The 25,658-nt window shown below is 56.9% G+C and carries 23 protein-coding genes and 2 tRNA genes; 7 read left to right on the plus strand and 18 right to left on the minus strand.

All coding sequences use genetic code 11. From position 1 onward, the window contains the following. The first annotated feature begins 191 nt into the window (after positions 1-191). Positions 192-464 carry a DUF3143 domain-containing protein gene (locus H6G53_RS11985; protein WP_190356165.1) on the plus strand — a complete coding sequence of 91 codons (273 nt, stop codon included), beginning with the start codon at positions 192-194 and terminating at the stop codon, positions 462-464. A 128-nt stretch (positions 465-592) separates the two neighbouring features. Here H6G53_RS11985 and H6G53_RS11990 read toward each other — a convergent pair whose 3' ends face one another. The 6 genes from H6G53_RS11990 to H6G53_RS12015 all read right to left on the minus strand — a co-directional run bounded on the left by H6G53_RS11990 (position 593) and on the right by H6G53_RS12015 (position 5,659). Beyond that, positions 593-1,351: an isoprenyl transferase gene (locus H6G53_RS11990; RefSeq protein WP_190533196.1), complete on the minus strand. Its 759-nt coding sequence runs from the start codon at positions 1,349-1,351 to the stop codon at positions 593-595. A 288-nt stretch (positions 1,352-1,639) separates the two neighbouring features. Then, the gene (cdaA, locus tag H6G53_RS11995) at positions 1,640-2,479 is read right to left on the minus strand and encodes a diadenylate cyclase CdaA (RefSeq protein WP_190356167.1); all 840 of its coding nucleotides are present in this window, start codon (positions 2,477-2,479) and stop codon (positions 1,640-1,642) included. Positions 2,480-2,577: 98 nt separating this feature from the next. Beyond that, entirely contained in the window at positions 2,578-4,008 is a 1,431-nt protein-coding gene (lysA, locus tag H6G53_RS12000; protein ID WP_190533200.1) for a diaminopimelate decarboxylase, read from the minus strand. Between the two features lie 146 nt (positions 4,009-4,154). After that, entirely contained in the window at positions 4,155-4,346 is a 192-nt protein-coding gene (locus tag H6G53_RS12005) for a hypothetical protein (protein ID WP_143472901.1), read from the minus strand. A gap of 567 nt (positions 4,347-4,913) precedes the next feature. Further along, positions 4,914-4,987 (minus strand) — tRNA-Pro (locus H6G53_RS12010). A 147-nt stretch (positions 4,988-5,134) separates the two neighbouring features. Next, positions 5,135-5,659: a GNAT family N-acetyltransferase gene (locus H6G53_RS12015; protein ID WP_099531882.1), complete on the minus strand. Its 525-nt coding sequence runs from the start codon at positions 5,657-5,659 to the stop codon at positions 5,135-5,137. A 627-nt stretch (positions 5,660-6,286) separates the two neighbouring features. On the opposite strand from H6G53_RS12015, the gene H6G53_RS18995 reads away from it, so the two are divergent. The 3 genes from H6G53_RS18995 (at position 6,287) to hetR (ending at position 8,502) form a co-directional block, all read left to right on the plus strand. Beyond that, positions 6,287-6,415 (plus strand): hypothetical protein, encoded by a 129-nt coding sequence (locus H6G53_RS18995; protein ID WP_255512363.1) that lies wholly within the window; start codon positions 6,287-6,289, stop codon positions 6,413-6,415. Between the two features lie 80 nt (positions 6,416-6,495). Then, entirely contained in the window at positions 6,496-7,215 is a 720-nt protein-coding gene (locus tag H6G53_RS12020; protein ID WP_099531879.1) for a hypothetical protein, read from the plus strand. A 330-nt stretch (positions 7,216-7,545) separates the two neighbouring features. Beyond that, positions 7,546-8,502: a heterocyst differentiation master regulator HetR gene (gene hetR, locus H6G53_RS12025; RefSeq protein ID WP_255407481.1), complete on the plus strand. Its 957-nt coding sequence runs from the start codon at positions 7,546-7,548 to the stop codon at positions 8,500-8,502. Between the two features lie 4 nt (positions 8,503-8,506). On the opposite strand, the gene H6G53_RS12030 is transcribed toward hetR, so the two are convergent. Beyond that, positions 8,507-9,799 (minus strand): tetratricopeptide repeat protein, encoded by a 1,293-nt coding sequence (locus tag H6G53_RS12030; RefSeq protein ID WP_143472900.1) that lies wholly within the window; start codon positions 9,797-9,799, stop codon positions 8,507-8,509. Positions 9,800-10,126: 327 nt separating this feature from the next. Here H6G53_RS12030 and H6G53_RS12035 point away from each other — a divergent pair, with 327 nt between their 5' ends. Continuing rightward, positions 10,127-10,825, plus strand: a complete 699-nt coding sequence (locus H6G53_RS12035; protein WP_190533203.1) for an N-acetylmannosamine-6-phosphate 2-epimerase — start codon at positions 10,127-10,129, stop codon at positions 10,823-10,825. A gap of 279 nt (positions 10,826-11,104) precedes the next feature. Here H6G53_RS12035 and aroF read toward each other — a convergent pair whose 3' ends face one another. From aroF to moaC, 6 genes are all read right to left on the minus strand, one after another. Next, positions 11,105-12,169 carry a 3-deoxy-7-phosphoheptulonate synthase gene (gene aroF / locus H6G53_RS12040; RefSeq protein WP_099531877.1) on the minus strand — a complete coding sequence of 355 codons (1,065 nt, stop codon included), beginning with the start codon at positions 12,167-12,169 and terminating at the stop codon, positions 11,105-11,107. Positions 12,170-12,221: 52 nt separating this feature from the next. Next, positions 12,222-12,362 carry a hypothetical protein gene (locus H6G53_RS12045; RefSeq protein ID WP_158234325.1) on the minus strand — a complete coding sequence of 47 codons (141 nt, stop codon included), beginning with the start codon at positions 12,360-12,362 and terminating at the stop codon, positions 12,222-12,224. A 60-nt stretch (positions 12,363-12,422) separates the two neighbouring features. Continuing rightward, positions 12,423-12,965 carry a photosystem II biosynthesis protein gene (locus H6G53_RS12050; protein WP_190533206.1) on the minus strand — a complete coding sequence of 181 codons (543 nt, stop codon included), beginning with the start codon at positions 12,963-12,965 and terminating at the stop codon, positions 12,423-12,425. A 15-nt stretch (positions 12,966-12,980) separates the two neighbouring features. Continuing rightward, positions 12,981-13,250: a 30S ribosomal protein S15 gene (gene rpsO / locus H6G53_RS12055; RefSeq protein WP_099531875.1), complete on the minus strand. Its 270-nt coding sequence runs from the start codon at positions 13,248-13,250 to the stop codon at positions 12,981-12,983. A 192-nt stretch (positions 13,251-13,442) separates the two neighbouring features. Then, entirely contained in the window at positions 13,443-15,746 is a 2,304-nt protein-coding gene (gene glgB, locus H6G53_RS12060) for a 1,4-alpha-glucan branching enzyme (protein WP_190356157.1), read from the minus strand. 544 nt (positions 15,747-16,290) lie between these two features. Next, on the minus strand, positions 16,291-16,869 hold the full coding sequence (gene moaC, locus H6G53_RS12065; RefSeq protein ID WP_099531874.1) for a cyclic pyranopterin monophosphate synthase MoaC: 579 nt from the start codon (positions 16,867-16,869) through the stop codon (positions 16,291-16,293). Between the two features lie 59 nt (positions 16,870-16,928). On the opposite strand from moaC, the gene H6G53_RS12070 reads away from it, so the two are divergent. Next, positions 16,929-17,001: transfer RNA gene (locus tag H6G53_RS12070), tRNA-Arg, on the plus strand. A gap of 347 nt (positions 17,002-17,348) precedes the next feature. Here the strand turns inward: H6G53_RS12070 and H6G53_RS12075 are convergent. After that, positions 17,349-17,804 carry a DUF2996 domain-containing protein gene (locus H6G53_RS12075; RefSeq protein WP_099531872.1) on the minus strand — a complete coding sequence of 152 codons (456 nt, stop codon included), beginning with the start codon at positions 17,802-17,804 and terminating at the stop codon, positions 17,349-17,351. Between the two features lie 423 nt (positions 17,805-18,227). Here H6G53_RS12075 and H6G53_RS12080 point away from each other — a divergent pair, with 423 nt between their 5' ends. Continuing rightward, positions 18,228-20,450, plus strand: a complete 2,223-nt coding sequence (locus H6G53_RS12080) for a tyrosine-protein kinase domain-containing protein (RefSeq protein ID WP_190533208.1) — start codon at positions 18,228-18,230, stop codon at positions 20,448-20,450. 210 nt (positions 20,451-20,660) lie between these two features. Here H6G53_RS12080 and H6G53_RS12085 read toward each other — a convergent pair whose 3' ends face one another. From H6G53_RS12085 to H6G53_RS12100, 4 genes are all read right to left on the minus strand, one after another. After that, positions 20,661-20,861 (minus strand): hypothetical protein, encoded by a 201-nt coding sequence (locus H6G53_RS12085; RefSeq protein WP_099531870.1) that lies wholly within the window; start codon positions 20,859-20,861, stop codon positions 20,661-20,663. A gap of 554 nt (positions 20,862-21,415) precedes the next feature. After that, positions 21,416-22,222 (minus strand): type 1 glutamine amidotransferase, encoded by an 807-nt coding sequence (locus tag H6G53_RS12090; protein ID WP_190533336.1) that lies wholly within the window; start codon positions 22,220-22,222, stop codon positions 21,416-21,418. Between the two features lie 43 nt (positions 22,223-22,265). Further along, positions 22,266-23,909: a tetratricopeptide repeat protein gene (locus tag H6G53_RS12095; RefSeq protein ID WP_190533211.1), complete on the minus strand. Its 1,644-nt coding sequence runs from the start codon at positions 23,907-23,909 to the stop codon at positions 22,266-22,268. Between the two features lie 60 nt (positions 23,910-23,969). After that, entirely contained in the window at positions 23,970-25,574 is a 1,605-nt protein-coding gene (locus tag H6G53_RS12100) for a tetratricopeptide repeat protein (protein WP_190533214.1), read from the minus strand. Between the last annotated feature and the right edge of the window lie 84 nt (positions 25,575-25,658).

The raw sequence follows: 25,658 nt of genomic DNA on the forward strand, positions 1-25,658 counted from the left end.
AACCCTAAAAACGATAGGTGTTGATAACGCAAGCCGGTATTGTTGGCTAGCCGCTTCCACTGAATTCCTTTACAATGCAGAGCGGCCCTCAATTTTGATTGAATCTCCCAAAATCAGAATATTCAATCACTGCTAACGATTATTGCGATTAACAATCGCTTGATTTTCAGTCCCCGATCTCTGCTGTTGTTATGACCCTGCCCTCAGAAGACTCGCCCCTTTATAACCATCCTTTGCCACAAATTGAGACGTGGCTGCTATCCCAAGGTTGCACCCAAGATCGCGAAGCATTGCATTGTTGGCATATCCAAAAGGATGCTTGGCAGGCAACGTTATATCTAGAAGAAGATCGCCTGACGGTTTACTACTTGGATGCGGATGGATCTGGAGAATCTACCCAGCGATCGTTTAAATATTCCTTGAGTCGGCGGGATATTGAAGATGCAATCTTCTCGGGGCCTTGAAGCAGAGTCCTGCGCTGGAATCTTGATCCGAAGTTTTGTGCGAAAGCCTTGCACGAAATTCTTGAAAATCGCTAGTGAACTTGAGGTTCAACCCGTCATTATTGGGGTGCGAACTTTGAGCCTGAACTTTATTTGGTGCGCACTTTGCCGTAGCGTCGATCGCGCTTTTGATAGCTCATGAGGGCTTGATGGAAAGCGGCGCGATCGAACTCTGGCCACAGGGTTTCGGTGACGTAAAGCTCTGCGTAGGCAATTTGCCACAACAAAAAATTGCTGATTCGCATTTCGCCGCTGGTGCGAATGATCAAGTCGGGATCGGTGAGTTCGCGCGTGTAAAGATGTTGCTCAAAGAGCTGTTCATCAATGGACTCGATCGCCAGGTCACCGCTTTTGACCTGAGCGGCGATCGCTCGGCAAGCTTGCAAAATTTCTTGTCGTCCGCCGTAGTTGGTGGCTACGGTGAAATTCAGAGCATTGTTGTGGCGCGTAAGGTCTGAAGCATGGGCAATTTCTGCTTGCAAAGAATCGGGGAGCGCATGGATATTGCCCACAAACCGAATGCGCACCAACTCTTCAATTAATTCTTGAAGTTCTCGCCGCAGAACTTTCTCAAAAAGCATCATCAAAAAGTCTACTTCTTCGGCGGGGCGACCCCAATTTTCTGTCGAAAAAGCGTAGACCGTGAGGGCTTGAATGCCCCAATCTTTGCAGCAGCGAATTAAGTCTTTAAGGGTATCAACTCCCCGGCGATGACCCATGATGCGTGGGAGGCCGCGCTGCTTTGCCCAGCGGCCATTGCCATCCATAATCACAGCAACATGGCGAGGCAACAGCGCTCGATCGAGATCGGCGGGCAATTCACGCGATAGGAGTTGTTTTGCGGTCATATGAATCGACGCAAGATAAAGTCTTCACCACCTCTGCGAATGGAGAACGCAATGGGAGGTGAATTTGAGAGCAGTTGTGCAGGAAGTCTCGTTCAGATTAGCGCGTGTCAACAAAAATTGCTGGCTTGCTTCCCATGAGCATACCCGAACGATCGCAACTCGACGCTCTCCCCGGGCGGCCCCACGGGGTAGGGGCGTTGGCCGGTGAATCTAGGGGTTGGTTGGGCCGTTTGAATTGAGGGCCGAAATGGTTGGGTGAGGGGCAGAACTTCCACCGGGCACGGGCATCTATCGCCGCTTGCGCCACAGGCCGGTGAAGAATAGCAACTGTCGCCGCAACTGTCGCAGGGACGTGACTCGCTGTTCCCGATCGCTGGGCGAGGCGAGCTTGGTTTTCAGAATTTCCCGCAGGCGACTGCTGGCGATCGGGCGTTCCAGTTGGCCGCGCTCCGCCACGGAAATCGACCCGGTTTCTTCGGAAACGACGATGCAAAGACAGTTGGCCATCCGTTCCGTCACGCCCATGGCGGCCCGGTGGCGAGTTCCAAGCTGGCGAGAGGCTTGGCGATCGGACAGGGGCAAAATGGCTCCCGCTGAAGTGACCCGATCGCCCTGAATAAAAACCGCTCCGTCGTGCAACAGGGTGGAGGTTTGGAAAATGGTTTGCAGCAACTCTTTCGAGACTTCCGCATCCAAACGCACCCCAGGCACGGAAAAATCGCGCTCATCGATCGTGCCGCTGGTTTCCAAGACTAACAGGGCCCCTGTGCGGTTTTGGGACAGTTCCCGCACCGCGTCTACCAGTTCATCGATCGTGTTGTCGGTGCCTGGGGCCGTGTCGGGCGATCGGGACAACAACTCCCCCACTTGGCCCCGGCCCAACTTTTCCAACAAGCGCCGAAACTCCGACTGCAACATAACGGCCATGGCCACGGCCGCCCCAACCGTCAAGTTGCCCAGGAAAAAACTCAAGAGCGACAGCCCCCAACGCTGGGCCACCGCCGCCGCCAACATCAGTACGACGAACCCGCGCACCATCCACAGGGTTCGCCGTTCGCCGACGACGGCCAACAGGGCATACGTCAGGAGCAAAACTAGGCCGATATCGATCGCTTGCAGCAGCAACAGCGGGTCTCGGACAACTCAAGAATCGGTCTACGAAATGGCGCAGGCCCCCAGTGGACAACCGTTGATGAACCCTGGGGGCAAAACGGGGGGCGGGAGGTTTAGCTCAGCCCTTGCAGCCGATCGGGCAGGCGATCGAACCGCAGCAAGTCTTCATCTGTTTCCCGTTCCAGAATCAGATCAGCCTGACCATTGCGCACCAAAACCGCCGCCGGTCGAGGCACGCGGTTATAGTTCGAGGCCATGCTGGCGTTATAGGCCCCCGTGGCCAACACCACCAACACATCCCCCGTTTCCAGGGCCGGCAATTGAGCATCCCGAATCAGCACATCGCCCGATTCACAGTGCTTACCGGCTACGGTAACCGTTTCCGTGCAAGGGGCGCTCATTCGGTTCGCCACCACCGATCGATACAAGGATTGGTACGTGATCGGTCGGGGATTATCGGACATGCCGCCATCCACAGAAACGTAGGTGCGGATGCTGGGAACCGTTTTTTGGCTGCCAACCCGATAGGCCGTGAGGCAGGAAGACCCCACCAGCGATCGACCCGGTTCGCACAGCAACTTGGGCAGGGGCAATCCCGTCCGATCGCAGGCTGCCGTGATCCCTTGGGCGATCGTTTGCACCCACTGCTCAATGCTCGGCGGGTCATCGGATTCCGTGTAGCGAATGCCCAAACCACCGCCCACATTCAACTCCGCCACCGGCAGCCCCAACTGCTGGGCCTTAACGAACCACTGCACCAGGGTATCGGTCAAATCGCTGTGGGGTTGCAGCTCAAAAATTTGAGAGCCGATGTGGGCATGTAGCCCAATGCAGTGTAAGTGGGGTTGCTGGGCTAAAAACTCCAGCACTTCATCTACTTGGGTTGGATCAAAGCCAAACTTGCTGTCAATGTGGCCCGTGCGGATGTATTCGTGGGTGTGGCATTCAATGCCGGGCGTGATCCGCACCATCACCCGAATTGGCTCCGAGGTGGAGAAGCTGGCCAAGGTGTGCAAGTCAAGCCAGTTGTCGGTGATGATGTTGCAGCCCGATCGCACGGCCAATTCCAGTTCAGCCCGGGATTTGTTGTTGCCGTGCAAATAAATCTTGGCGGCCGGCGTGCCCGCTCGTAGGGCCGTGAGGATTTCGCCCGCCGACACCACATCCACGCCCAAGCCTTCCGACTGGGCGATCGCGCAAATCGCCAAACAGCTCCAGGCCTTGGAGGCGTAGAGTACCTGGGATTCTCCCGCATAAAACTGCTTGAATGAGTCTCGGTATTGGCGACAGGCCGCCCGCAGTCCTTCCTCATCCAGGATGTATAGAGGCGAGCCAAACTGTTCCAGCAGTTCCACCACATCGCAACCGCCCACTTCCAAATGGTCGCGATCGTTCACGCGAGCCGTGAGGGGCATCAACAGTTGGTTGGGTGATGGCTCAGGGCCGCCTTCGGATTGGGGGTGAAGATATTGCAGGCTGGAGGTTTGGGAATCCGTCTGATCAGCGTGATTGGTTTGGGGGCGAGCAGCGGGCGTAGCAACCATCGGTTTGTAGCAGTGCGGGTTGGGTGGTTATGGGGAATTGGCAAACGTTGGCAACCATTGGCAACCACAGAACCGGCGATCTCCATTAGATGCGCTTCCGATGATCCTCTGATGCTCCGATGGGCGATCGATCCAGTGTGATCGATCTAGGGCGATCGGGACACAACCCGATCGATCACCAACCTACCGACACCGAATCTACCGAGCTGACGAATATGAACATCAATCCAGAGCCGATGATCATGGTTGCCAACGTTGCAAAACTCGCGATCGAGACCAGAGGCAAACCAGCGGCCAACCACAGCATCTGAAGGAGCGATCGCCGTGGATCTAACCATTTCGGCCCCCTGGCCTATCCGGTTAGTTTACTATTGCGCGGCCTGGCCTGCGTGGCTCCCCAGGGTCTCAATTGATCGAGTATTGTTGAAATCAACGAGCCGATCGAACCCCCAACACAAGATCCCCACCTCTGATCATGATTTCTCTGGAAACCTATCCCGGCCTCTATCTGTTTCAGTTGCTGTTTGTGCTGTCCTTCACGGGCGTGATGATTTGGCAGGCGATCGAGTCCATCAAAACGATTGATCAATAATCAGAGCCGATCACCAGAGTCGATCACCAAAATCAATCAGTCGATCGTTAATCATCATTGGTCAACATCATCGATCAATGGGATCAATGGTTTAGGGAATTGATCAAGCAATCCTAAACAGACTAAAGACAAGGGGTTAAAACCCCTTGCCCCGATGATTTGCCTGGAGATGGTGGTGGATCCGGTTCGATCGACTTTGATCAATATCGATTTCGATATCGATTTCGATCAATTTTGATCGAACCCGCAGATTGCGATCGCCAACGGCGGCCCAAGTTCTGACTTGGGTTCCGGCGTTTTTGAAATTGCTGAATCGGGATGACAGGATTTGAACCTGCGGCATCCTGCTCCCAAAGCAGGCGCGCTACCAAGCTGCGCTACATCCCGGTGTTGACGGCCAACGTTGATGGCCGGCGCTAGTGGCTTGCACGGGAGAAAGTTCGCCCACAGCCACAGACAAGGCCATCATATCACAGACGCTGTGAATGCTGAGGCGGAACAGGCGCAGGGACTCCAACCACTGCCCGCTCAGCCCTAATCTGGATACCAAAACATGCCTTTAATCCCTTCCGGATCGGGCATGAACCCCAAACCCTTGTAGAAATCCACCACGTGGGGATCGGCAAAGAGCGTAATGTTGCTGATGTCTTCGCGGCGTAACTGCTCGATCGTTTGGCGCATCAACGCCTTGCCAAAACCTCGGCCCTGAAAATCTGGATGCACCACCACATCCCACACGGTGGCGTTGAAAGCATGATCCGACGTGGCCCGCGAAAAGCCAATCAGTCGCCGCTTTGCGCCCCGCTGCTCCCACATGGACAGCACCAAGAAGCTGTGTTGAATCGCTTTTTTCACCTTGCGCAAGGGCCGACGGGCCCAGCCCACCGCATCGCAAAGCTCTTCAAGGTCGTACAGATCAATATCGCGATCGGTACTAAAGAAAACCCGAATCTCACCCGTTTGCGGATCTCGCTCCAGGGGTTGATAGCCGGGAACCGCCTCGACCGTTGCGGCCGGGCGATCTCCCTGTGTTCCAAATAAGCTCTTCCAAAACCCCATGTGAGCCTACACGATCTGTCTTAACACTTGCCAGCGACAGCCAGTACCCGAGACCAATTCGCCACAACGACGATGCAGCCATGGGGCTAATCACTCAACCGGCAAGGGGCGCGATCGCTCTGCACCGTGCGGTGATTACCACGCCATGGTTGGTTGAGGTTGGTTTAGAAAACGCTGTGATTGCGCTCTATTGTGCCATGGGTTGCGCGAAACTTGGATCATTCCCGGCAACTGGCAACCCAAGACTGAAAAGAAGCCGCCGCAACCCCGAATTCCAACCCAAATTCAGGAGCCGTTGATGAACCTCAGCGATCGATTCAGCGGTTTCGCCACTGCCCGGCCAGCCCAGCCATGTGCCGGTTTGGCGCTTCTGTGGTTCAAGGGGCGGGGTTGCCCACCGAGCCGTCAATTTCTATGCCAATATAGGTTTTAATGGGAACCATAAGCCAAGTCCCTTGGCCTGCCATCGATTGAGATCATCAGGCCATCTAAAAAAGTCCCGCTAAAGAAAGTCCCGTTAAAGTCGCGTTGCGGAACCGGCGATCGCGCCGTCACCCTTGCTTGTTCTGAGGCTGGCTGGCAAAGCTGGCTGTCTCTGAAGGGTGCTCCCCGTCGCGATCGCCCACCGTGGTTATGACGCGAAAGGCGGCCGGTTGGGTTGTGTCAGCCTGTAGAGCGGATGAAGCCAACTTCACCGCCACCCAACAGGATGTTTCCCGATTGCGGCATTTGTTAGCAAATTGCGGCAATTGCTAGTGGAATAGTGACGGAATGTCAAGATGGATTCAAAGCGCTATCAGCGGTAAAACACGGTGGCAGGTGCGGTTTCATCCGGTATGAGTTCGGGTCTCAAGCCCTCAACGCTCGACTTGCTCAAGCGCTTCAACCGGGCCTTTCCGCAATTTTATGAGCAGTTTGTCAGCAGTGAAATTCAACTGCAAAATCTGCGCTTGGCCTATCAACTCTACAAAACTCGCCAAGCGGTCATTGAACTGAAGCCGGAAGGGGGCAAAAGCGCACTGCATTTTGCCTATCGCAACCAATCCTTTCTGCTCAGTGACATTTTTGGGGTGCTGGCGGCCTATGGCCTGACGATCCACAGCTTGAGCCTTTACGGGCAAATCCACCCGCCGATGCTGGTGTTCATCAAGTTGGTGGTGTCTCGGGGCAGCAAGGCTCTGACGGAGAAGACTTCGGAAAATGTTTGCCGCGCCATTCGTGAAGCGCTGGCTGGCCACTTCGAGGTGGAAGAGATGCTGGCGGTGGAATTCAACCTGGATGCGGGGTTGGAGCAGGTGGAAACGGAGTTCTATGTGGATCCGGTGTTCCATTTGCCCGCTCTGTTGATTGAGGCGGATAACCAGCCGGGGTTGTTCTACAAGGTGATGTATGCCATCTGGCAAGAGGATCTGCTGGTGGTGAATGCCAATTTGCTGGTGTGGCGGGGACGAACAAGGCTGATTTTGTATCTACTGGGCCCCAATGAGAGCTTGATTCCAGAATATCTGGGTCAACGAATTGCGGAAGGGGTTCGTCAACGTCTGATGGGGTGCTAAGTTGGAAGCCCAAGGGGAATCACCCATCCGGGTATTTCCCCCCCAATCTCTGACGATCGCCCTTGGCCGTCTCAGAGTACCAATGGCACAATGGGGCGATTATTAGAAATTTCCTTCCTGAAGGGGAAATGGGGGCGTTCAGGCGGCGCTGGCGGTTGACTTTACCGGTTTTTTGGGCCGGTGGGTCTGCGCAGGTTGCTTTGAAGGTCAGTTGCTCGATCGGGTGGCGTTTTTGGCGCGATCGCGATCGGTGATTGTTCCGCGTTTGCCCATGAAAGCGCTCCCGTGAAAGTTCTATTGAAGCTGGTCTGATATTGAGGGTTAGCTGTTTTGGGTTCAGGATCTCACCGCGTGCTGGAAGAGTCGCAACTGAGCGATCGCGATCTCATTGAGCGCATTAGCGCCGGAGCGATGGATCGCATCCTGTTGTTTTTGGCCTTTAGTGCCATGCGAACCGGTGGCCACCGCCACGGGGCATTTTTGGATGCGGCGGCTACGGCGGCAAAATGCGCCATTTACCTGACTTATTTGGAACAGGGGCAAAACCTACGCCATACGGGCTATTTGCACCACATTGAGCCAAAGCGGGTGAAGGCGATTGTGGAGGAGGTGCGCGAGGCCTTGACGGAAGGCAAGCTGCTGCGGATGTTGGGATCCCAGGAGCCGCGCTACCTGATTCAGTTGCCGGCGGTTTGGATGGAGCGGTTTCCCTGGAAGCCGGGTCAGCCCCGCATTCCGGGGACGAGCCTAACCGGTGAAGAAAAGCATTATTTGGAACGGAAGCTGCCGGATCAGTTGCCCGATGCTCAGGTTTTGAACTCGTTCCAGTTCATGGAGCTAATTGAGTTTTTGCATCGCCGATCGCAGGAGCCATTCCCGATCGAACAGCAAATGCCCCTGAGCGAAGCCCTGACGGAACATATCAAGCGGCGATTGTTGCACTCGGGAACGGTGTCGCGGCTGGATTCGCCTTGGGGAATGCCGTTCTATGCCTTGGTGCGAGCTTCCTACTGGACTCCGAAGGATTCCGAAGCCCGCAGCTACACGGCGGTGGAGGATACGGCGACCTATTTCCGATTGCTGCGGGAATGGGCGGCGAATCCGGAGAAACAACAGGCCATGCGGGCGATCGAGGAGTTGGATATTGCGCCCGATCGTCTGGGAGAAGCGATGGCGGATTTGGATCGGGTGCTGCGGGAATGGGCCGATCGACACCATACGGAAGGTGGCCAGCCGATCGTGGTGCAACTGGCAGCGGGCGATCGGATTGACCACCTAGATCCCTAGATCTCTAAGACACAGATGAGCCTTTCAGGGGCTTAATTCGGCCATTGGCATCGGGCTTGACCGGCTCAAATAGTTGGTGGGCGGTGGCGAAGGAACCGTAGCGATCGGGGTTGGCCGCAATTGCCGCTTGCAAACAACTGGCGGCGCGATCGAGAGCCGTTTGGCGTTCCCAGTCACTGCAATCCGATCGCTGGGTTTGCAGCAGGTAGCAACAGGCCTGGCAAAATTGCAACTCCGGTAATGATAGGCCGCGTTCGGCTGCCTTCAAGTAGCTCATCAGGGCCGCTTCCGGTTGCCGCAGCCGGAGTTGTGCCAGGCCGCGGTTATACCAAGGGGTGGGCTTGGTGGGATCTCGCTTGATCGTTTCGTCGTAGCTTTTAATCGCCGCTTGTAATTGCCCGATCGAGAAGAGGGCATTGCCCCGATCGTACCAAGCATTAGGTTGTTCAGGGTTCAGGGTCAAGGAGAGGTCATAGCTGGCGATCGCCTCCCGAATGCGCCCCAACTGCCGCATCAGGCGGCCGCGATAGTACCAGGTATCCGCATCGGCCGCGTCAAAGGTAATGGCTTTTTGGTAGCTTTCGAGGGCCCCTGCCAAATCACCTGCCCAACGCAGGGAAATCGCGCGATTATGCCAAATATTGTGGTCGCCATCCCGCAAGCCGAGGGCCTTGTCATAGCTGGCAATGGCTTCATCGTGGCGCTTGAGATTGTCTAGGACGATCCCGCGCTGATACCAAGTGGCGGCGCTGGCGGGTTCCAATTCCAGGGATCGCTCATAGCAGGTGAGCGCCTCGCTGTCTCGATTGAGCTTGCGTAAAACCACGCCGCGATTGTGCCAGGCGCGGGGACAGGTGGGATTCAGTTCGATCGACCGACTATAGTTATGGGCGGCCGCTTCCCAATGGCCCAGCCGGAAGTGGGTTACGCCCAAATTATTCCAAAGACGATGATCCAGTGGTGCAAAGTTCAGCGCCTTTTGATAACTGGCTAAGGCTCCCTCCAATTGCCCAGCGCCATCAAGGGCCGTGCCCCGGTTATACCAATAGTGGGGATTTTGCGGCTCCAGCACCAACGCCCGATCGTAATAGGTGATGGCATCCTGAAGGCAGCCGGTGCGAGCCAGGGCATTGCCGCAGTCATTCCACAGGGCACTGCAATTGGGAGCGAGGCTAATCGCCTGGCCAAACAGCTCGATCGCCTCTGTCCATTGCCCCGATCGACAAAGCCCTAGGGCCAAGGTGTAGGATTCCAGGGCAGCAGGCTGGAGAGCAGTGGTGGCATCGGGGGAATTCACAGGATTGTTTCCATCCCAAAAGCGCGTTGAGGGCAGCTTGGAGCAGGGGGGAGCGTGGCCAACCCCCGTAGGCTGGCTAGGGTATTCTGTGGCCCTTGGGGGCAATCCAAACAGAAAATTAGCTTCATTCTACGTGGGCATTTTACGTGGGATCTCGGAGGGGCGCTTGTTCGTGCAACGGAATTTCACAGCCATCACCCCTAGCTTGGGTTAGGTTGCCCTGGGGTTGGTGTGCCCAGCAACCGAAGATTTCGGTTCGAGACGGCCGGCCGGTTCAGTCGGCTAGTTCGTCTATTGTTTCAACTGTTTCAACGATTGATAATGTTCATGTTAGGGGTTGAGCCGGTGATAACACAATTGCGTGGTGGTTTGGTCGTGTCTTGCCAGGCCCCGATCGATTCCCCCCTGCGGGATCCTCAGATCATTGCCACCATGGCCCAAGCGGCTGTGTTGCGGGGGGCGGTGGGTATCCGTTTAGACAGTCCCGAGCATGTGATGGCAACCCGATCGCGCTTGGGGGCCGATGTACCAATTATTGGCCTTTGGAAGCAGGTGCTACACGGCTCCTCGGTTTACATCACGCCACGCTTTGCCGATGCCGCCGCGATCGCCGCCGCCGGGGCCGACATCATCGCCATTGATGCCACCCTGCGATCGCGCCCCGAAGGGGACACCGCCGCCCAACTGATCGATCGCATCCATCAGGAATTGGGGAAACCGGTGATGGCCGACATTGACACCTGGGAAGCGGCCGAAGCCGCCGCCCAAGCGGGAGCTGACTTGGTGGGTACAACGCTGTATGGCTACACGGAAGCGACCCAAGATCAGACCCCGCCGGGATGGGATCTGTTAACGCAAATGGTCACGCGCCTGACAGTGCCTTGCATTTGTGAAGGGGGCATTGCTTCGCCGGCCATGGCCCGGGCTGCGATCGATCGGGGAGCCTTTGCCGTGGTTGTGGGAACTGCCATCACGGGGATCGATCTGCAAGTGCAAGCCTATCAACGGGCGATCGCCCTGGAGTAGTCTGAACAGTTTGTTGGGGCTGAGCTGGATTGTTTCGATCGCCTCGATCGCCTCCGAAATTCACGGCGGGATCTCGGTTCCAGTCGCTTGCGGATCCCCAAGATTCCACCCCTAAGAGTAATGGGGCGATCGAACAGATCGCCCCATCACTTCACAATTGAATTTCAGGCAAAGAGTTCATCACACCCGATTCAACGGGATTGAACCCGATCGGGCTGGGCTGGACTCGGTTGAACCCAAATCACCGCCCGGCCCGACTCATCACATGGCAACGGTTAGCTACACCAACGCAGGCACAGCCGCCGGAGTGGGCCACCGCTTCAGGGCCCGGCCAAATTCCGCCAACTCCACCATCAACGCATCGAACTGATCCGGAGTCAGGGATTGGGGCCCATCCGACAGGGCCTTCTTCGGATTCGGGTGGACTTCAATCATCAGCGAATCACAGCCCACAGCCATCGATCCCTTGGCCATCGTGGGTACGAAGTGGGCCCAGCCCGTGCCGTGGCTAGGATCCACCATAATCGGCAAGTGGGTGAGGCGGCGCAGTACCGGCACAGCAGCCAGATCCAGATGGTTGCGGGTGTATTGGCGATCGAACGTGCGAATGCCGCGCTCGCAGAGGATCACGTTCGGGTTGCCCGCCGCCATGATGTATTCCGCGGCCATCAACCATTCCTCGATCGTGGCAGACATCCCCCGCTTCAGCAGCACCGGCTTATCTTGGGCCCCAATCTGCTTCAGCAGCGAGAAGTTCTGCATATTGCGGGCCCCCACTTGCAGCACATCCGCCACTTCGTAGATCTTTTCGATGTCGGCCGTGTCCATCACCTCCGTGATGATCCCCAATCCGGACGCATCCCGAGCCGCCGCCAACAGTTCCAAAGCACTTTCACCATGGCCCTGGAACGCATAGGGCGAAGTCCGAGGCTTGAAGGCCCCACCCCGCAGGAATTGGGCCCCGGCTGCCTTGACTCGCAGGGCCGTTTCCACAATCATTTCCTCGTTTTCCACGGAGCAAGGGCCCGCCACCACCGCGATCGGGTGGTTTTCGCCAATCGTTACCGGGCCGTTGGGGGTAGGAATCGTAACCTCGCTGGCTTCCCCGTGGCGATATTCCCGGCTGGCCCGCTTGAACGGCTGTTCCACCCGCAGCACCTGTTCAATCCAGGGGCTAATTTCTTCCATCCGTTCGGGATCCATGCTGGCCGTGTCGCCCACCAGACCCAGCACCACCTTATGTTTCCCGACGATTTTTTCGGGATCCAAGCCCCAGCTCTTGAACTCGTCCGCAACGCGATCGATCTCTTCAGCGGGTGCGCCCGCACGCATCACAATGATCATGATTGAAGCCTCTGTTGATGGGATTTTGAGCGTTTTTAGGAGTGTAGCCAGGCTAGCTGGCAGACCAAAGCCGCGATCGAAACGCCGCCAGGCCCCCCACGCGCTTGCCCAAGCCCCGCCGTCGAACTGATAACACCACCTGCGTTCCTGACACCCTTGCCCCCGCTAACCCGTTACGGATTGGATCCCACATCCCTAAAGCGCGCGGAGCCGCCAGGTATCCTGGCAGCCCCGTTCGTCCTCTCTAGTGTAATTAAGATTTTTCTTTGTTTCGGGCTGACTGGGCTGCTCGCCAACCTTCAACCATTCGGCCAAAGTTCACCCGAAACTCCCCGATTCCCCACAAGCTGCCTGGCGCTGTTTCGTCCCATGACGAAGACAACACCCCATAGCTCAAACCCAACACCCCCAGCACCAGGAATCCCAAACTGGACGAAAAAACCAGCACGGTGGGTAAATGGACTTCCGTTCGCGTGTTGACAAAGTAGGCCCCGATGAAGCTGGCAAAGCTCAAGACCGTCGGGACACCACAAAACACCGCCATCCGTTTGGCCATGCGCTTACTCACCGAATCGGGAATCGCCATTTCCGATCGCGTGTAGACCCGTTTGGGAGCGGAGTCCGGCTGGGTGGTTTGGGCGGGCTTGGCTTTGGTGGAGGGAGGCAGCGGGTTCAGCTTGCGCGGAGCCGGTGTCGTCGCAGGGGTTGGCTCGGATTCAGCCTTGGCCTTGCGGCGTTTTCCCGGTTCAAAGGGCAAGCGATCGCGCGGCGATGGAGAGGGAGGCTCGCCTGACACGATGGATAGCGCTCCCTAACCGCGAATGCCGAGTTTCTTGATCAGCGCTTGGTAACGCTCACGATCCTGCTTCAGGATGTAAGCCAGCAGGCGCTTACGGCGACCGATGATTTGCAGCAGACCACGACGAGAGGCGTGATCTTTCTTGTTCTTTTTCAGGTGTTCGCTGAGTTGCTCGACGCGCGCCGTCAACAACGCCACTTGCACATCCGCCGAGCCGGTATCGGTGCCGTGGGTTTGGAAGTCATTGATGACGGTTTGTTTGCGCTCTTGTTGCAGGGGCATGACGAATTTGCTTGGGTGTTGCTAAGTACAGACAGCAGCTCTCTAGAATATCACGCTCAGACCGGAGTGCAAGGGGACGATCGCTCGATTGCGATCGCCCCCGGGTTCACAGCGGCCGGGAAGCCCAAAGCCGCCCGGAAGTTGCCTCAAAAACCCCTACAAAACCCCCTAGACCGTGATTTGGGAGACTCCCTAAAAGTCACCCTCGGCGCTGGCTGCGGCCGTGGCCGCATGATCCAACTTGAGCACCAACACGCCCAACGGAGGCAAGCAGAGGTCGATCGAGTAGGGGCGATCGTGGAACCACCATTCCTCCGCCCATTTGCCCCCTAAATTGCCCATGTTGCTGCCGCCATATTTGCGCGAATCGCTGTTGAGCACTTCGCGATAGAAGCCCAACTTGGGAACCCCCACGCGGTAATGGGAATGGGGTTGCGGCGTGAAATTACAAACCACCACCACAAAATCCTTGTAATCCTTATCCCAGCGCACAAATGAAACCACACTGTGGTTGTTGTCGCTGCAATCAATCCACTCAAACCCTTCCTGACGGCAATCTTGGGTATAAAGGCAAGGCTCGTTGCGATAAAGCTGATTCAAATCAGTCACAAACTGCTTCAGCTTCTGATGGGGTTCGTATTGCAGCAAATGCCACTCCAAATCACCCCAAACATTCCACTCACTCCATTGGCCAAACTCCATGCTCATGAAGAGCGTTTTCTTGCCCGGGTGCGTGAACATGTAGGCATAGAGACAGCGCAAGTTAGCGAATTTTTGCCACTCATCACCGGGCACTTTTCCGAGCATATTGCTCTTGCCATGGACAATTTCATCGTGGGACAGAGCCAGCATGAAATTCTCGCTAAAGGCGTACCAAATGCTGAAGGTGACATTGTTTTGGTGAAATTGGCGGAACCAGGGATCCATCGAGAAATAGTCGAGGATGTCGTGCATCCAGCCCATGTTCCACTTCAAATTGAAGCCCAAGCCTCCCACATAGGTTGGCCAGGAAACCATCGGCCAAGCAGTGGACTCTTCCGCGATCGAGAGTACGCCGGGATAGTAGCTGAACAACAGATGGTTGGTTTGCCGCAGAAAATCAGCCGCTTCAATGTTTTCTCGACCACCATATTGGTTGGGCAACCATTCCCCATTCTCGCGGCAGTAATCCAGATACAACATTGAGGCCACCGCATCCACGCGGATGCCATCAATGTGATATTTGTCGAACCAGAAAAGGGCATTAGCAACTAGGAAATTCCGCACTTCATTGCGGCCATAGTTGAAAATCAAAGTGCCCCATTCCTTGTGTTCGCCCTTGCGGGGATCGGCATGTTCATAAAGGCAAGTGCCGTCAAACCCTGCCAAACCATGGCCATCTTTCGGGAAGTGACCGGGCACCCAATCCACAATCACACCAATGCCGTTTTGGTGGCATTGATCGACAAAATACATGAAGTCTTGAGGCGTGCCATAACGCGAGGTGACGGCGTAATAACCAATGACTTGGTAACCCCAAGATCCATCAAAGGGGTGCTCTGCTACGGGCAACAATTCCACATGGGTGAAGCCCATCTCTTTGACGTAGGGAATCAGGCGATCGGCCAGTTCTTTATAGGTCAAAAATCGAGTGCCGGGCTTCAGTTCCGCCACTGAAACCGATTCGGCCGGCGTGCCGTCGTAGTGGGTTCCGGGAAATGCAAAGTTTTCATGCAACCAGGAGCCGAGATGGACTTCATAAACCGAAACCGGCTGTTCTAGGGGCGCGGTGTGGCGGCGCTTGTCCATCCAATCGTTGTCGCTCCACTGGTAGTGATCCAGGTTGGCCACGATCGAGGCAGTTTTGGGGCGCACTTCCTGCTGGAATCCGTAGGGATCGCTCTTTTCGTAAATGTGCCCTTCCCAGTTTTTGATCTCGAATTTGTAGGGATCTCCTGCTTTCACGCCGGGGATGAACAAATCCCAAACGCCGCCGTCCATTTTCCGCATTTGGTGCTTGCGGCCGTCCCAGTAGTTGAAATCGCCCAAGACGGAAACATTACGCGCGTTGGGGGCCCAAACGGCGAAGTAAACACCGCTGACTCCTTCAATTTCCGTGAGGTGGGCCCCCAGTTTTTCGTAAATGCGGTGGTGATTGCCTTCGCAAAAGAGGTGAACATCAAAATCGGTGACCAGGGGCGATCGAAAAGCGTAGGGGTCATAGAGTACCCGCTCATGCTCTCCTTCTTGGATCCGCAGTTGGTAGTTGGCGATTTCGTGACGGGTGATGGTGCACTCAAAAAAGTGCGGGTGATGCACAGAGACCATCGGCACTTCAAGACGTTCTTCGGGAAAGATCGCCCAAGCGGCGCTGGCGCTGGGCAAATAGGCCCGAATTGCCCAGGTTGTTTCACCATCTTGCTGAAGCACCAGGTGGGGGCCAAGGACTTCAAAGGGATTGTGATGATGGTTGTGAACAATCCGATCGACTTGATCTTGGGCAATGGTAGGAATCATAGGGCGATCTTTTAAAACAACAGTCGAAAACAGTGGTCGAAAACAACAGTCGAAAAACAGCGGTGACGAACAAAAGGGCGCAGACAAAAACAGCAAACGGCCACTTAGCCTGGGGAGCCACCGAGAGCCGTTTGGGGGCCGAAACTTGGGCGATCGCGCGCCCAGTGCCAGCGGCCACCATTTACCTTCAGGAGCGTCTGCGGAATGGCTGAGACCTGCACAGTAACTGGGTTAGGGTTACCAAAAGCGTTTAACAAGGGGCTATTAGCAGGAGGCTTTCAATGGTTGGTTTCCGAGGGGAATTCTCAGTTTTTCGGGGTTAATTCTCGGGGCTGATTCTTGGAGTTAATTCTCGGGGTTAATTCTTGGGGTGAGTTTTCAGGGCTAATTCTCGGGGTTAATTTTCAGGAGGACGTTTCAAGGGAGCTGGTCAAAAACGCTTGATCAAAAGGGGTATTCATTGCGATCGATGAGTGTTTGTCAACCATTAGCAACAGAAATTTGCACAGGGTTGCACAGACCATAGCAAATGGCTGCTGTTGTCTCAAGGGCGATCGGGGGCCTGGTAGTCGCCAGATTTGCCGCCGGTTTTGGTAATCAGCCGCACGGCCTCAATTTGCATTGACTTTTCTAGCGCCTTTGCCATGTCGTAAAGGGTCAAGGCGGCTACCGATGCGGCCGTGAGCGCTTCCATCTCTACGCCCGTTTCGGCTTTGGTTTTCACGTTGGCTTGGATGATGTAGCCCGGAAGGGCGCGATCGGGCGTGAGGGTGACCTGCACCTTGCTCAGGGGCAAGGGATGACAAAGGGGAATGAGGTTAGCCGTTTGTTTTGCGGCCATGATTCCGGCAATGCGGGCCGTCCCCAGCACGTCTCCTTTGGGGGCATTGCCAGACTCGATCGCCGCGAGGGTGGCGGGCAGCATTCGGACACGCGCTTCGGCCAGGGCTTCCCGCGTGGTGGCCGTCTTGGCGGAAATGTCCACCATTCTGGCTTCACCGCTGCCGTCCAGGTGGGTGAGCGAAGGGGCGGCCACGGCTCGATCGCCCCCCCCAGCGGCCAAATCAACGGCAGTGGCTGGGTTTGGCCCTCGCTCCAAAAAATTTTGGTCGAGACTTGTCATGCTCCGGATAACCTGTGCTATGATTGTTCGGCGCTAAACGGTTAACCGCCGTCGAGCTAGGGCGTGTAGCTCAGTGGATAGAGCACGTGACTACGGATCACGGTGTCGGGGGTTCGAATCCCTCCTCGCCCGTTTCAAGAAAACAATACGCTAAAAAGCTCTGGTTCTAAGAACTTTTGCAGTTTTGAGTTTCGGGATTCTCGCGATCCCGCTGAAATCGGTTGGGTCAGTCAGACTGAGTTTCTGACGAGATAGACCGGGCCTCAGCAAGCCGAGCCTCAGCAAGTCGAGCACCTGAGTTTTGGTTGGGCTGTTCCTTGGCTCGATCCAGGAACCGAACCAGCGCACAGCGGCATCCCCAGCCCAATGGATCAGAGATGATTTAAAATCCCTGATCGCAAAGGACTGGATTGGATTCCATTCCCGAGCCAAGGTTGGGCGATCGGGATGTTGGAGCCATGCAAAGCGCCGAAGTTAGCCTAGTTGCGTTCGATCCACTTTTGGGCCCGCAACCGGAGGGCTACGGCATTTACCAACAGGTCTAAGCTCGCCTTCCGCTCATCAATCAAGAAGGGTTCGAGGGTGCTGTGGGGGCCGCCTTTTTCCGTGTAGGAAAATCCCTTGGTGGCGTTGATGTCGTCTTTGGGGAAATAAACCCGAAATTCCCGATCGCCCCAACTACCAATTACCTGAGAGCACTGGTTGTCTTCCAGCCCTTTGATGGGAACGGTGGCATTCACAAACTGCAACGCCAAGCCGGCCACACCGCGATCGACCAGGGCCTTTTGCAGGGCGGGCAAATATTCGGTTTCAATAAATTCGCCAAAGGGCTTGTCTTCCGGTTTTGGGGCTTTTTCTTTGGCTGGGGCAGCTTTTGGGGCCGCAGCGGGGGCCTTCGCTTGTACTTCCGCTTTCACTTCCGGATTGTCAGCCATGATGGTTCAGCAAATATGGTGCAGAAAATAGCGGGGCGATCGGGTTGCCTAGGTTCAACCACCACTGCCGGGACATGACCCACAACGGGCGATCGGCAATGTGGGGGTTCTTGCGGGTCTCGAAACCTAAGCAACTGAAATCTAAACAAGTATTGTACGGAGCGGCGGGAAGTTCCGGCTAGCTTTGGACTTTTGGGCTGATTATCAAACCGATTGGCTAACGCCTAGCGGCCCAGTCGATCCAGTCGATCGGGTGCGGTCGATCGGCTGTGGAACGAGCGATCGGCCAATGAATCAAGGCCCAGCGATCGGCTGCCATTAGCCCAAACCAGTTCTTGATCTGTTTTCGTCGTCCCTGATCTGTTTTCGTCGCCCTTGAATAGGTTTGCTATCGTTGGATCACCCTTTGCTCATTCCTGAATCATGGCCTCGCCCCTGGTTAAGCGGTTTTCCCTAGCCCTCAAGCGCTATTTGTGGATCCTGCCCGTGGGCCCAATTTTGGGGGCCGGCGTTGGTGCGGGACTGTCGTTGTTACCCGTGCCGCCCCCGCGCTATAGCATTTTGGGGGTTTTGTCATACCAACGGGCGGGGGTGTCGTTTTCGGAAACGGGAGCGGCGATTGTGGAGCAAGGGCAAACCCTCTCGCCAGACATTTTGACCGCGCCGGACATCATCGCGCCCGTGGCCAAGGAATTTCGGATGGATCCGGAGTTGTTGCTCAAAAGCCTGCGGGTGCGCGATCCCAACGCTGGTGACGAAAAGGAAAAGAAAAAAGAAAGCGGCCCGCCAACCTTGGAAGTGCGCTTCACGGATGAGAAAGGGGAGCGGGGCGAAAAGATTACAAACACCCTCATGAAGTTGATGGTGGAGAAAAGCCGTCAACTGAATGCTGCGCGGGTGAAGGGAATTATTGACGCGATTCGGGCCCGGCTGCCGCAGGTGATTGGAGAACTGCGGGCGGCGGAGCGCAATTTGGAACGATACGATCGGGTGGAAGGGGCGGCAATTTTGGCGGCCCAAAATGGGGCCCTGATTGAGTCGATCGCCACGATCGGGAATCAGCAGCGCCAACTGCAACTGCAACTGGAAGGCGTGACCGCCCAGGTGCGCTCCCTGGAACAGCGGCTGGGCCTGTCGGTAGACGATGCCTATGTGTCTTCGGCCCTCAGTTCCGATCCGATGCTGGCCCAGTTGCGGGTGCAGCTTCAGCAGGTGGAGGCGGAACGGCTGCTCCAAAGCCAACGCCTGCGGCCGGAGCATCCCCAAATGCAATTGTTGATGCAACGGCAACAGTCCCTAGAGACCCTGTTGAATCGTCGGGCCCAAGAGGTGGTTGGCGGCAGCATGGCGGGGGCAAAACCGCTGGCGGCCACCAGTCGGATTCGATCGAGCAGCAGCCTGGATCCGGCACGGCAACAGTTAGCTAACAGTTTGGTTTCCCTGAAAACCCAGCAGGAAACCCTGCAACGCCAACTCACCCTGTCCTTGAAGGCGGAACGGGAACTGCGTCAGGAATATGCAGGCGTGCCCAACAAACAGCTAGAGCGCGATCGCCTGGCTCAGCAGGTGGCCTTGAAAAAAGCGCTCTACGATCGAATGCAGGCCAAATTAGTCGATTCGGAAGCAGCCGAGGCGGAAACCGTCAGCAGCCTCACGATCGCCCAACCGGCCGCCATTCGCTCCGAGGAAATTGCGCAAAAGCTCTCCATGCGCTTGACCCTGCCGGCCGGGTTTGCGGGCGGTTTGGTCTTGAGCGGGGCGTTGCTGTTGGTGTTGGGAATGCTCGATCGCCGCTACCAGGCCGACAGCGAAATTCGCAGCGCCTTGGCCGAGCGGGATATCAAACTGCTGGGCATTTTGCCGGAATTGGCTGCCCGTGCGCCGGGCCTGTTGCCGGTGTTGGTGGAACCCTCGCCCCCAGGGGAAGCCTATGAACAATTCCGCAGCAACTTGCGCCGCCTGGATAGCAGCCTGAAAGTGCTGTTGATGAGCAGTGTGGACGTGGGCGAAGGAAAATCGGTGGTGGCCTATAACTTGGCGATCGCAGCGGCGCGATCGGGTAAACGCACCCTGTTGATTGAACTGGACTTGCGCGCTCCCTCCGCTGCCAAGGCCCTGCGCGTGGCTCCGGATCCGGATGCGGTTCGTGAACCGTTCCACTACTACAGCAGTTTGAACAACTGTGCGCGGATGGTTCCCGAGGTGGAAAATCTCTACATTGCCCCCAGTCCCGGCCCCCAGAATGATTGTGCGGCGATTTTGGAATCTAGCGAAATTCGGCAACTCCTGCTGGATGCCCGCAGTCGCTTTGATTACGTGATTGTGGAAGCAACGACCCTCAACAATGCCAACGATGCCTTGCTGTTGGAGTCCCAAACGGACGGGTTGATCTTGGTGGCTCGCCCTGGCCACACCGACAAAACCGCTTTCACTCAGCGGCTGGATGAGTTGACCGATGAGGAAACCAGCACCATTCGCTTAATTGGTGTTGCCATTGACAGTGCCGATTCGCCCTTTGAGCTGCTGGAAGAAGAACCCCTGCTGGAAGAGGATGCCGAGGCGATCGATCCGATGGCGGCGGTGGATGAATGGTCGATCGTGCGGCCGTCCTCCAATTCCGTGGCCGCGCGATCGAAACAACGCTAGGCACAGCCGGGCGATCGCCCTGATGCCCCGTCCTAACGAGCTACCCAAACCAAAGCACCCAAGAGATCCCCCTGTTGGGTTGGTCTCTCGGGTGCTTATTTGAGCCTATTTGAATCAACTACGCTGGAAGCGATCGTTTAATTCTGGAAACGTTCAATTCTGGAAACGTTGAATCCTGGGAAAGAAACCTGGAAAAAACCTGAGCTAGACCTAGTAAGCAAGGGTTTCCAAGGTCTCACGCAGATAGCGACGCACCAGCAAATCCGTGACCGTGGGTTGATTGGGCGTGCTGGGTTGTTGTTCCAGCCAGCGTTCAAAACCGGAGCTAGAGGCGATCGCTTGCACCAAGCTTTCCCAAACGGCGGCGCGATCGGGTAAGGAAGCAGTCGAAGACGCGAGTGAAGGGGCCATGAAAACCTCCTAACGAGTGAAGCAATGCAGCAAATCCACTGCCATTGAGCAATTTTGAGAGAGCTAAACCCACCCGAAGGGCGGCGCTAAGGCTCAATTGAGGGGGCAATTGCAATCACGCCAGGTTGAAGGTGGGCGATCGCGATATCAGAGACTAGCGAAGTTGACATCTTCCCCTGCCTGAGGTCATTGTGACCGTGATGGGTCACGAAATCTGTCAACCATGAACCTTGCCACCGACCCATGATTTACCAGTGATTTACCAGTGATCCACCAGGTCATTGCCCCCTGACTCTCTTACTTGTAACGCAAGATTGCAAGGAAGACAGTGCTGGCCATCACTCCCCATCTTTAAATCCGGAAGCTGACGATGGCCCCATGAGCCGGCCATCCGTCGCTTCAGCCCATTTCCCAGCATTTTTGAACCGATTGATTGAAAAAGTGGATGATTGCGGTTGATCAACCCCTGTCGATTGGCGGTTGGGGTTTTCAATCCTGAAATGGAGCCTTGCGAAAGAGACGGTTTAACGCGGGGAATTTGCGACGATTTACCCCTACCCCACACTGAGGCGCTGGAGCATGACCGATCGCGCCCGATCGGCCAGAGAATCGTCCAGGCGGTTCAATGCGCAGGATTCCCCCGTGCGTCGGGCGATCGCCGTTTGGATCATCCAATCAGCCAAAAAGGGATTTTTCGGCAACAGGGGCCCATGGGAATAGGTGGCGATCGCGTTGCAGTGAAATGCGCCTTCGGTTTGGTCTTCGCCGTTATTGCCCAAGCCGCGCACCACCCGGGCCAGCGGCTCCACTGATCCCAGCTTGGTGCGGCCCCCGTGGTTTTCAAAACCGATCAGGTAAGGCACATCCCCCAACATCAGCCGCAACTCCCGCGCCAGCCGTTCGGCGGTCACCTCCAGCACCAGATTGCCGATGCAGCGGGGCGCGTCGGGGCCCGGATGCACAGTCACCAAATCCAACACGCCCAGCCCTTGGATGCGCTGACCTAAACCGGGTTCGTAATAATGGCCGAGCAACTGCGGTGCGCCACAGGTGAACACGCCGGGCACGCCGGCCTCGATCGCCCCTTTCAGGGCTGCGGCCTTGGCCCCTTGCAGATCTCGCATCACGATTTCCTGTTGGCGATCCTGTGCGCCGCCGCCCACGATCAAGTCCACCTGGGTGAACTGGCTGGGGTCTGTGTCTCGATCGAGCGCTTGAATTCGCACCGGGATGCCGCGCCATTCACAGCGCCGCTGCAAACAGGTCACATTCCCCCGATCGCCATAGGTGCTCATTAGCTTGGGATAGAGCCAGCCAATCACCAGGGGTTCAGAGAGGGTGGGCAAGGCGGAAAGACTCACGGGCAGAAAACCTGGGCAAGGTTGCGGAAGAATCGGAGCCAGTCTATCGCGATTGGCGAGATGCTGGGTTCGATCGAAACGGTTCAGCGCCTGATCGCACCCAACCCTCCAGCGCCGATCGCACCCGATCGAGGGGTTCCGCCCAACTGCCGGGCCGCGACTGCCGAAACAGGCGCATGGTGGGATACCAGGGCGTATCGGGGCGATCGCGTAACCAGCGCCAATCGGCCGCATAGGGCAGCAGCGTCCAAACCGGTTTACCCATGGCTCCGGCCAGGTGGCAAATGGCCGTATCAACCGTGACGAGCAAATCGATTTGCGCCAGATCGGCCGCCGTGTCGGCAAAATCCTTGATTTGGGGCGCGAGGTCAACAATTCCCTGGGCCGCCAGACGCTCGGCTTCGGCCTCGGAGCGATCGACCTGGAAGCTGTAGAGCTGGACACCGGGACATTGCAGGGCAATCGCCAAAGGATCCAGTGCCATACACTTGCGGGCCGCGTCTTTCATGTGCGGGCCGCTTTGCCACACAATCCCCACCGCCAAGGCTTGGGAGGTTTGGCGCGGGAGCGGGCACTGATTCGCCAACGGGGCGATCGGCCGCAGGTAAGGAATCGGGGCGGGAATTTGCTCAACGGTGGTTCTCGCCAACCGAGGCAAGCTCAACAGCGACACATGGGCACGGTAAGGAATGCGGCAATCATCACCCGCGAAGACCTGATCAACCCCGGCCACCGTTTCCATGAGCCGCACCAGCGATCGGGGACACCAAAGCACCACCCGATCGCACCGTTGCCGGGCCCAAGCCAGATAGCGGCTAAATTGCAGCGTATCCCCCAAGCCCTGTTCCGTCAGCACCAGCAACGTGCCCTTTAAGGGCTGCCCATCCCACTCGGGGCCCGCCGCTTGCACCCAAGGATTTTGATCCGAATACCGCCGCCATTCGTAGGCCCGCCAACCCTCATCCCATCGCCCTAGGGAGAGTAAGCAAAGGGCATGGTTGAGTCGCAGGTGCGGATCTTCCGGCAGATGCATCAGGGCCTGTTCTGTGATGGCCAAGGCTTCTTCAAAACGGTTGTCGTGAGCGAGGAGTTGCCCCAGTTGAGCGGCAGCATTGCCCAATTCGGGATCACAGGCGAGGGCTTGCCGAAAGCATTGTTCTGCCTGCCTAGGATCAGTGTCATTCCAGGCCAGTCCTTGCCAAAAGGCGATCGCGGCCTGTTGTTTGGGAGCCAGTTGCTGAATGGTTTTCGGGAGTGGGTGTTGGCGTAACCAGGCGAGCCAAGGTTCTAGGCCTGCTTGCTCTGTCCAAACTTCTCCAAGGGTGGGATAGGTTTCAGGGAGTTCCGGATCCTGGGCGAGGGCCGTTTGCAACGATCGCAGGGCCGTTTCCCGATCGCCCCGATCGAGCGCCAGCAGTCCGGCGTAGTAATGGGCGATTCCCAGTTGTGGATCCAGGTGCAAAGCCAAGTCCAGGGCCCGCTCCGCTGGTTGAGTGGCTTGGGTGGCTCGGTAGGTGGCGCAAAGGTTCACGTACAGACCCGCCCAATGGGGATCCTGCTGAATGCCTTGCTGGTAGTGATGACGGGCAGTTGACCATTGCTCAGCCCCTTGGGCCGCCAAGCCGGCCTGAAGCTGGGCGATCGCCTCGGGAGAATGGGCCAAAAGATGGCTGTGCGAGGATTGCATGGTTGCCAAGAGTGAGAGCTTCCCAGATGCGGAGTCTCCAAAATTCAGAGTCTCCAAGCGTTAGAACTGTTCGGCCAGCAGGGCCGATCGCACCTGCTGTAAGGGTTCCGACCAGTCACCAGGCTCGGTCTGCCGAAAGAGCCGCATGGTGGGATACCAAGGTGTATCGGGGCGATCGAGCAGCCAGCGCCAATCGGCCGCAAAACAGAGCAACGTCCAAACCGGTTTGCCCATCGCTCCGGCCAAATGACAGATGGCCGTGTCCACCGTGATCAGCAGGTCGAGCTGGGCCAAATAGGCGGCCGTGTCGGCAAAGTCCTTGATCTGCGGAGCCAAGTCAATGATTCCAAATTGAGCCAGGTGGGCCACATCCGCATCGGAGCGATCGACCTGCAAGCTGTAGAGCTGCACACCGGGCAAATTGAGGGCCGCCGCTAACTCCGGGAGACTGCTGGATTTTTGGCGGTGGACGGCTTCTAGGCGATCGCCTGATCGAAATCCACTGGCCCAAACAATCCCGACCCGGCGTTGATCCGGTTTCGACACCGGTTTCGGCAGTGGGAGCGGCGCGATCGCCTCGGTGGCAGTGGGAAACAGGTAAGGAATCGGAGCCGGGACGCGATCGACCGTGGTTTGGGTCAAGCGGGGCAGACTGGACAGGGGTAAATGGGTGTTGAAATGGAGGGTTTCGCAAACCCCATCGGTGACATATCCCGCCCCTGGAGCCGATCGCATCACCCGCACCAGCGCTTTCGGGCACAGCAGAATCACCGTTTGGCAGCGATCGGCAACCCACTGAAGGTAGCGGGCCCATTGCAGTGAGTCCCCAAAACCTTGGTCAGCCCAAATCAGAATCGTGCGATCGGGAATTGGGGTTCCGTCCCATTTCTGACCGGGCAAGTCCTGCTTGGTCATTTGTCCCGATCGCCACTGCCACTCATTTTCCAAAAACCCCTCCGCCCAGCGCCCCAGGGTGAGCAAACAGAGGGCCCGGTTGTGGCGCAACGTGCCATGATCCGGCCAGCGAGCACAGGCGGCATCCAAAACGGCTAGTGCCTCCGTTAAGCGGCGTTGTTCCGCCAGGATCAGGCTGAGTTGAATGTGGGGCGGTTGGTAGGTCACCTCATCGGCGATCGCCTGTTGCAACAAAGTTTCTGCCGTGGCCAAATCTCCATCAAAGTAATGTTTGAGTCCTTGCCAATAGCCGATCGCCGCGCGATCGAAGGAGGGTAAATTGCGCCAAGTATCAGGCAGGGGGCGAGATCGCACCCAATCCATCAACTCGGGAAACTGATCCCGATTGTTTAACCGATGGGCAGCGGCTACGTAGAGGGCTGCGGACTCAGGAATTTGATCCAAAAGATGGTGGCAGGCTTGAATCGCCTGGGTTCGATCGGCCCAGTCCAACAAGGCTAACCAATTGCGCACCCCGATGGCGCTGTGCGGATCCAGACGCAGCGCTTGGGCGCAGGCCTGGCGAGCGGCGGCCATCTTGCCCAATCCCTTCAGGGCCGCCGCCAGGTTGATATAAATACCGGGAATTGCTGGATCCAACCGCAGGGCCGCCCGATAGCCTGCCAGGGCGATCGACCAGTCTGCTGCCGCCAGGGCTTGGTTCGCTTGTTGGGCCAGGGCGATCGCCTGATCTTGGACGCTGCCTTTCACCACTGTGGTCTCCTGATCTGTGGTCTCCTGATCTGTGGTCTCCTGATCTGTGATCTCCCGATCTGTGGCGCAATGGATGGCGCG

This window comes from Limnothrix sp. FACHB-406 (assembly GCF_014698235.1).
Taxonomy (GTDB): domain Bacteria; phylum Cyanobacteriota; class Cyanobacteriia; order CACIAM-69d; family CACIAM-69d; genus CACIAM-69d.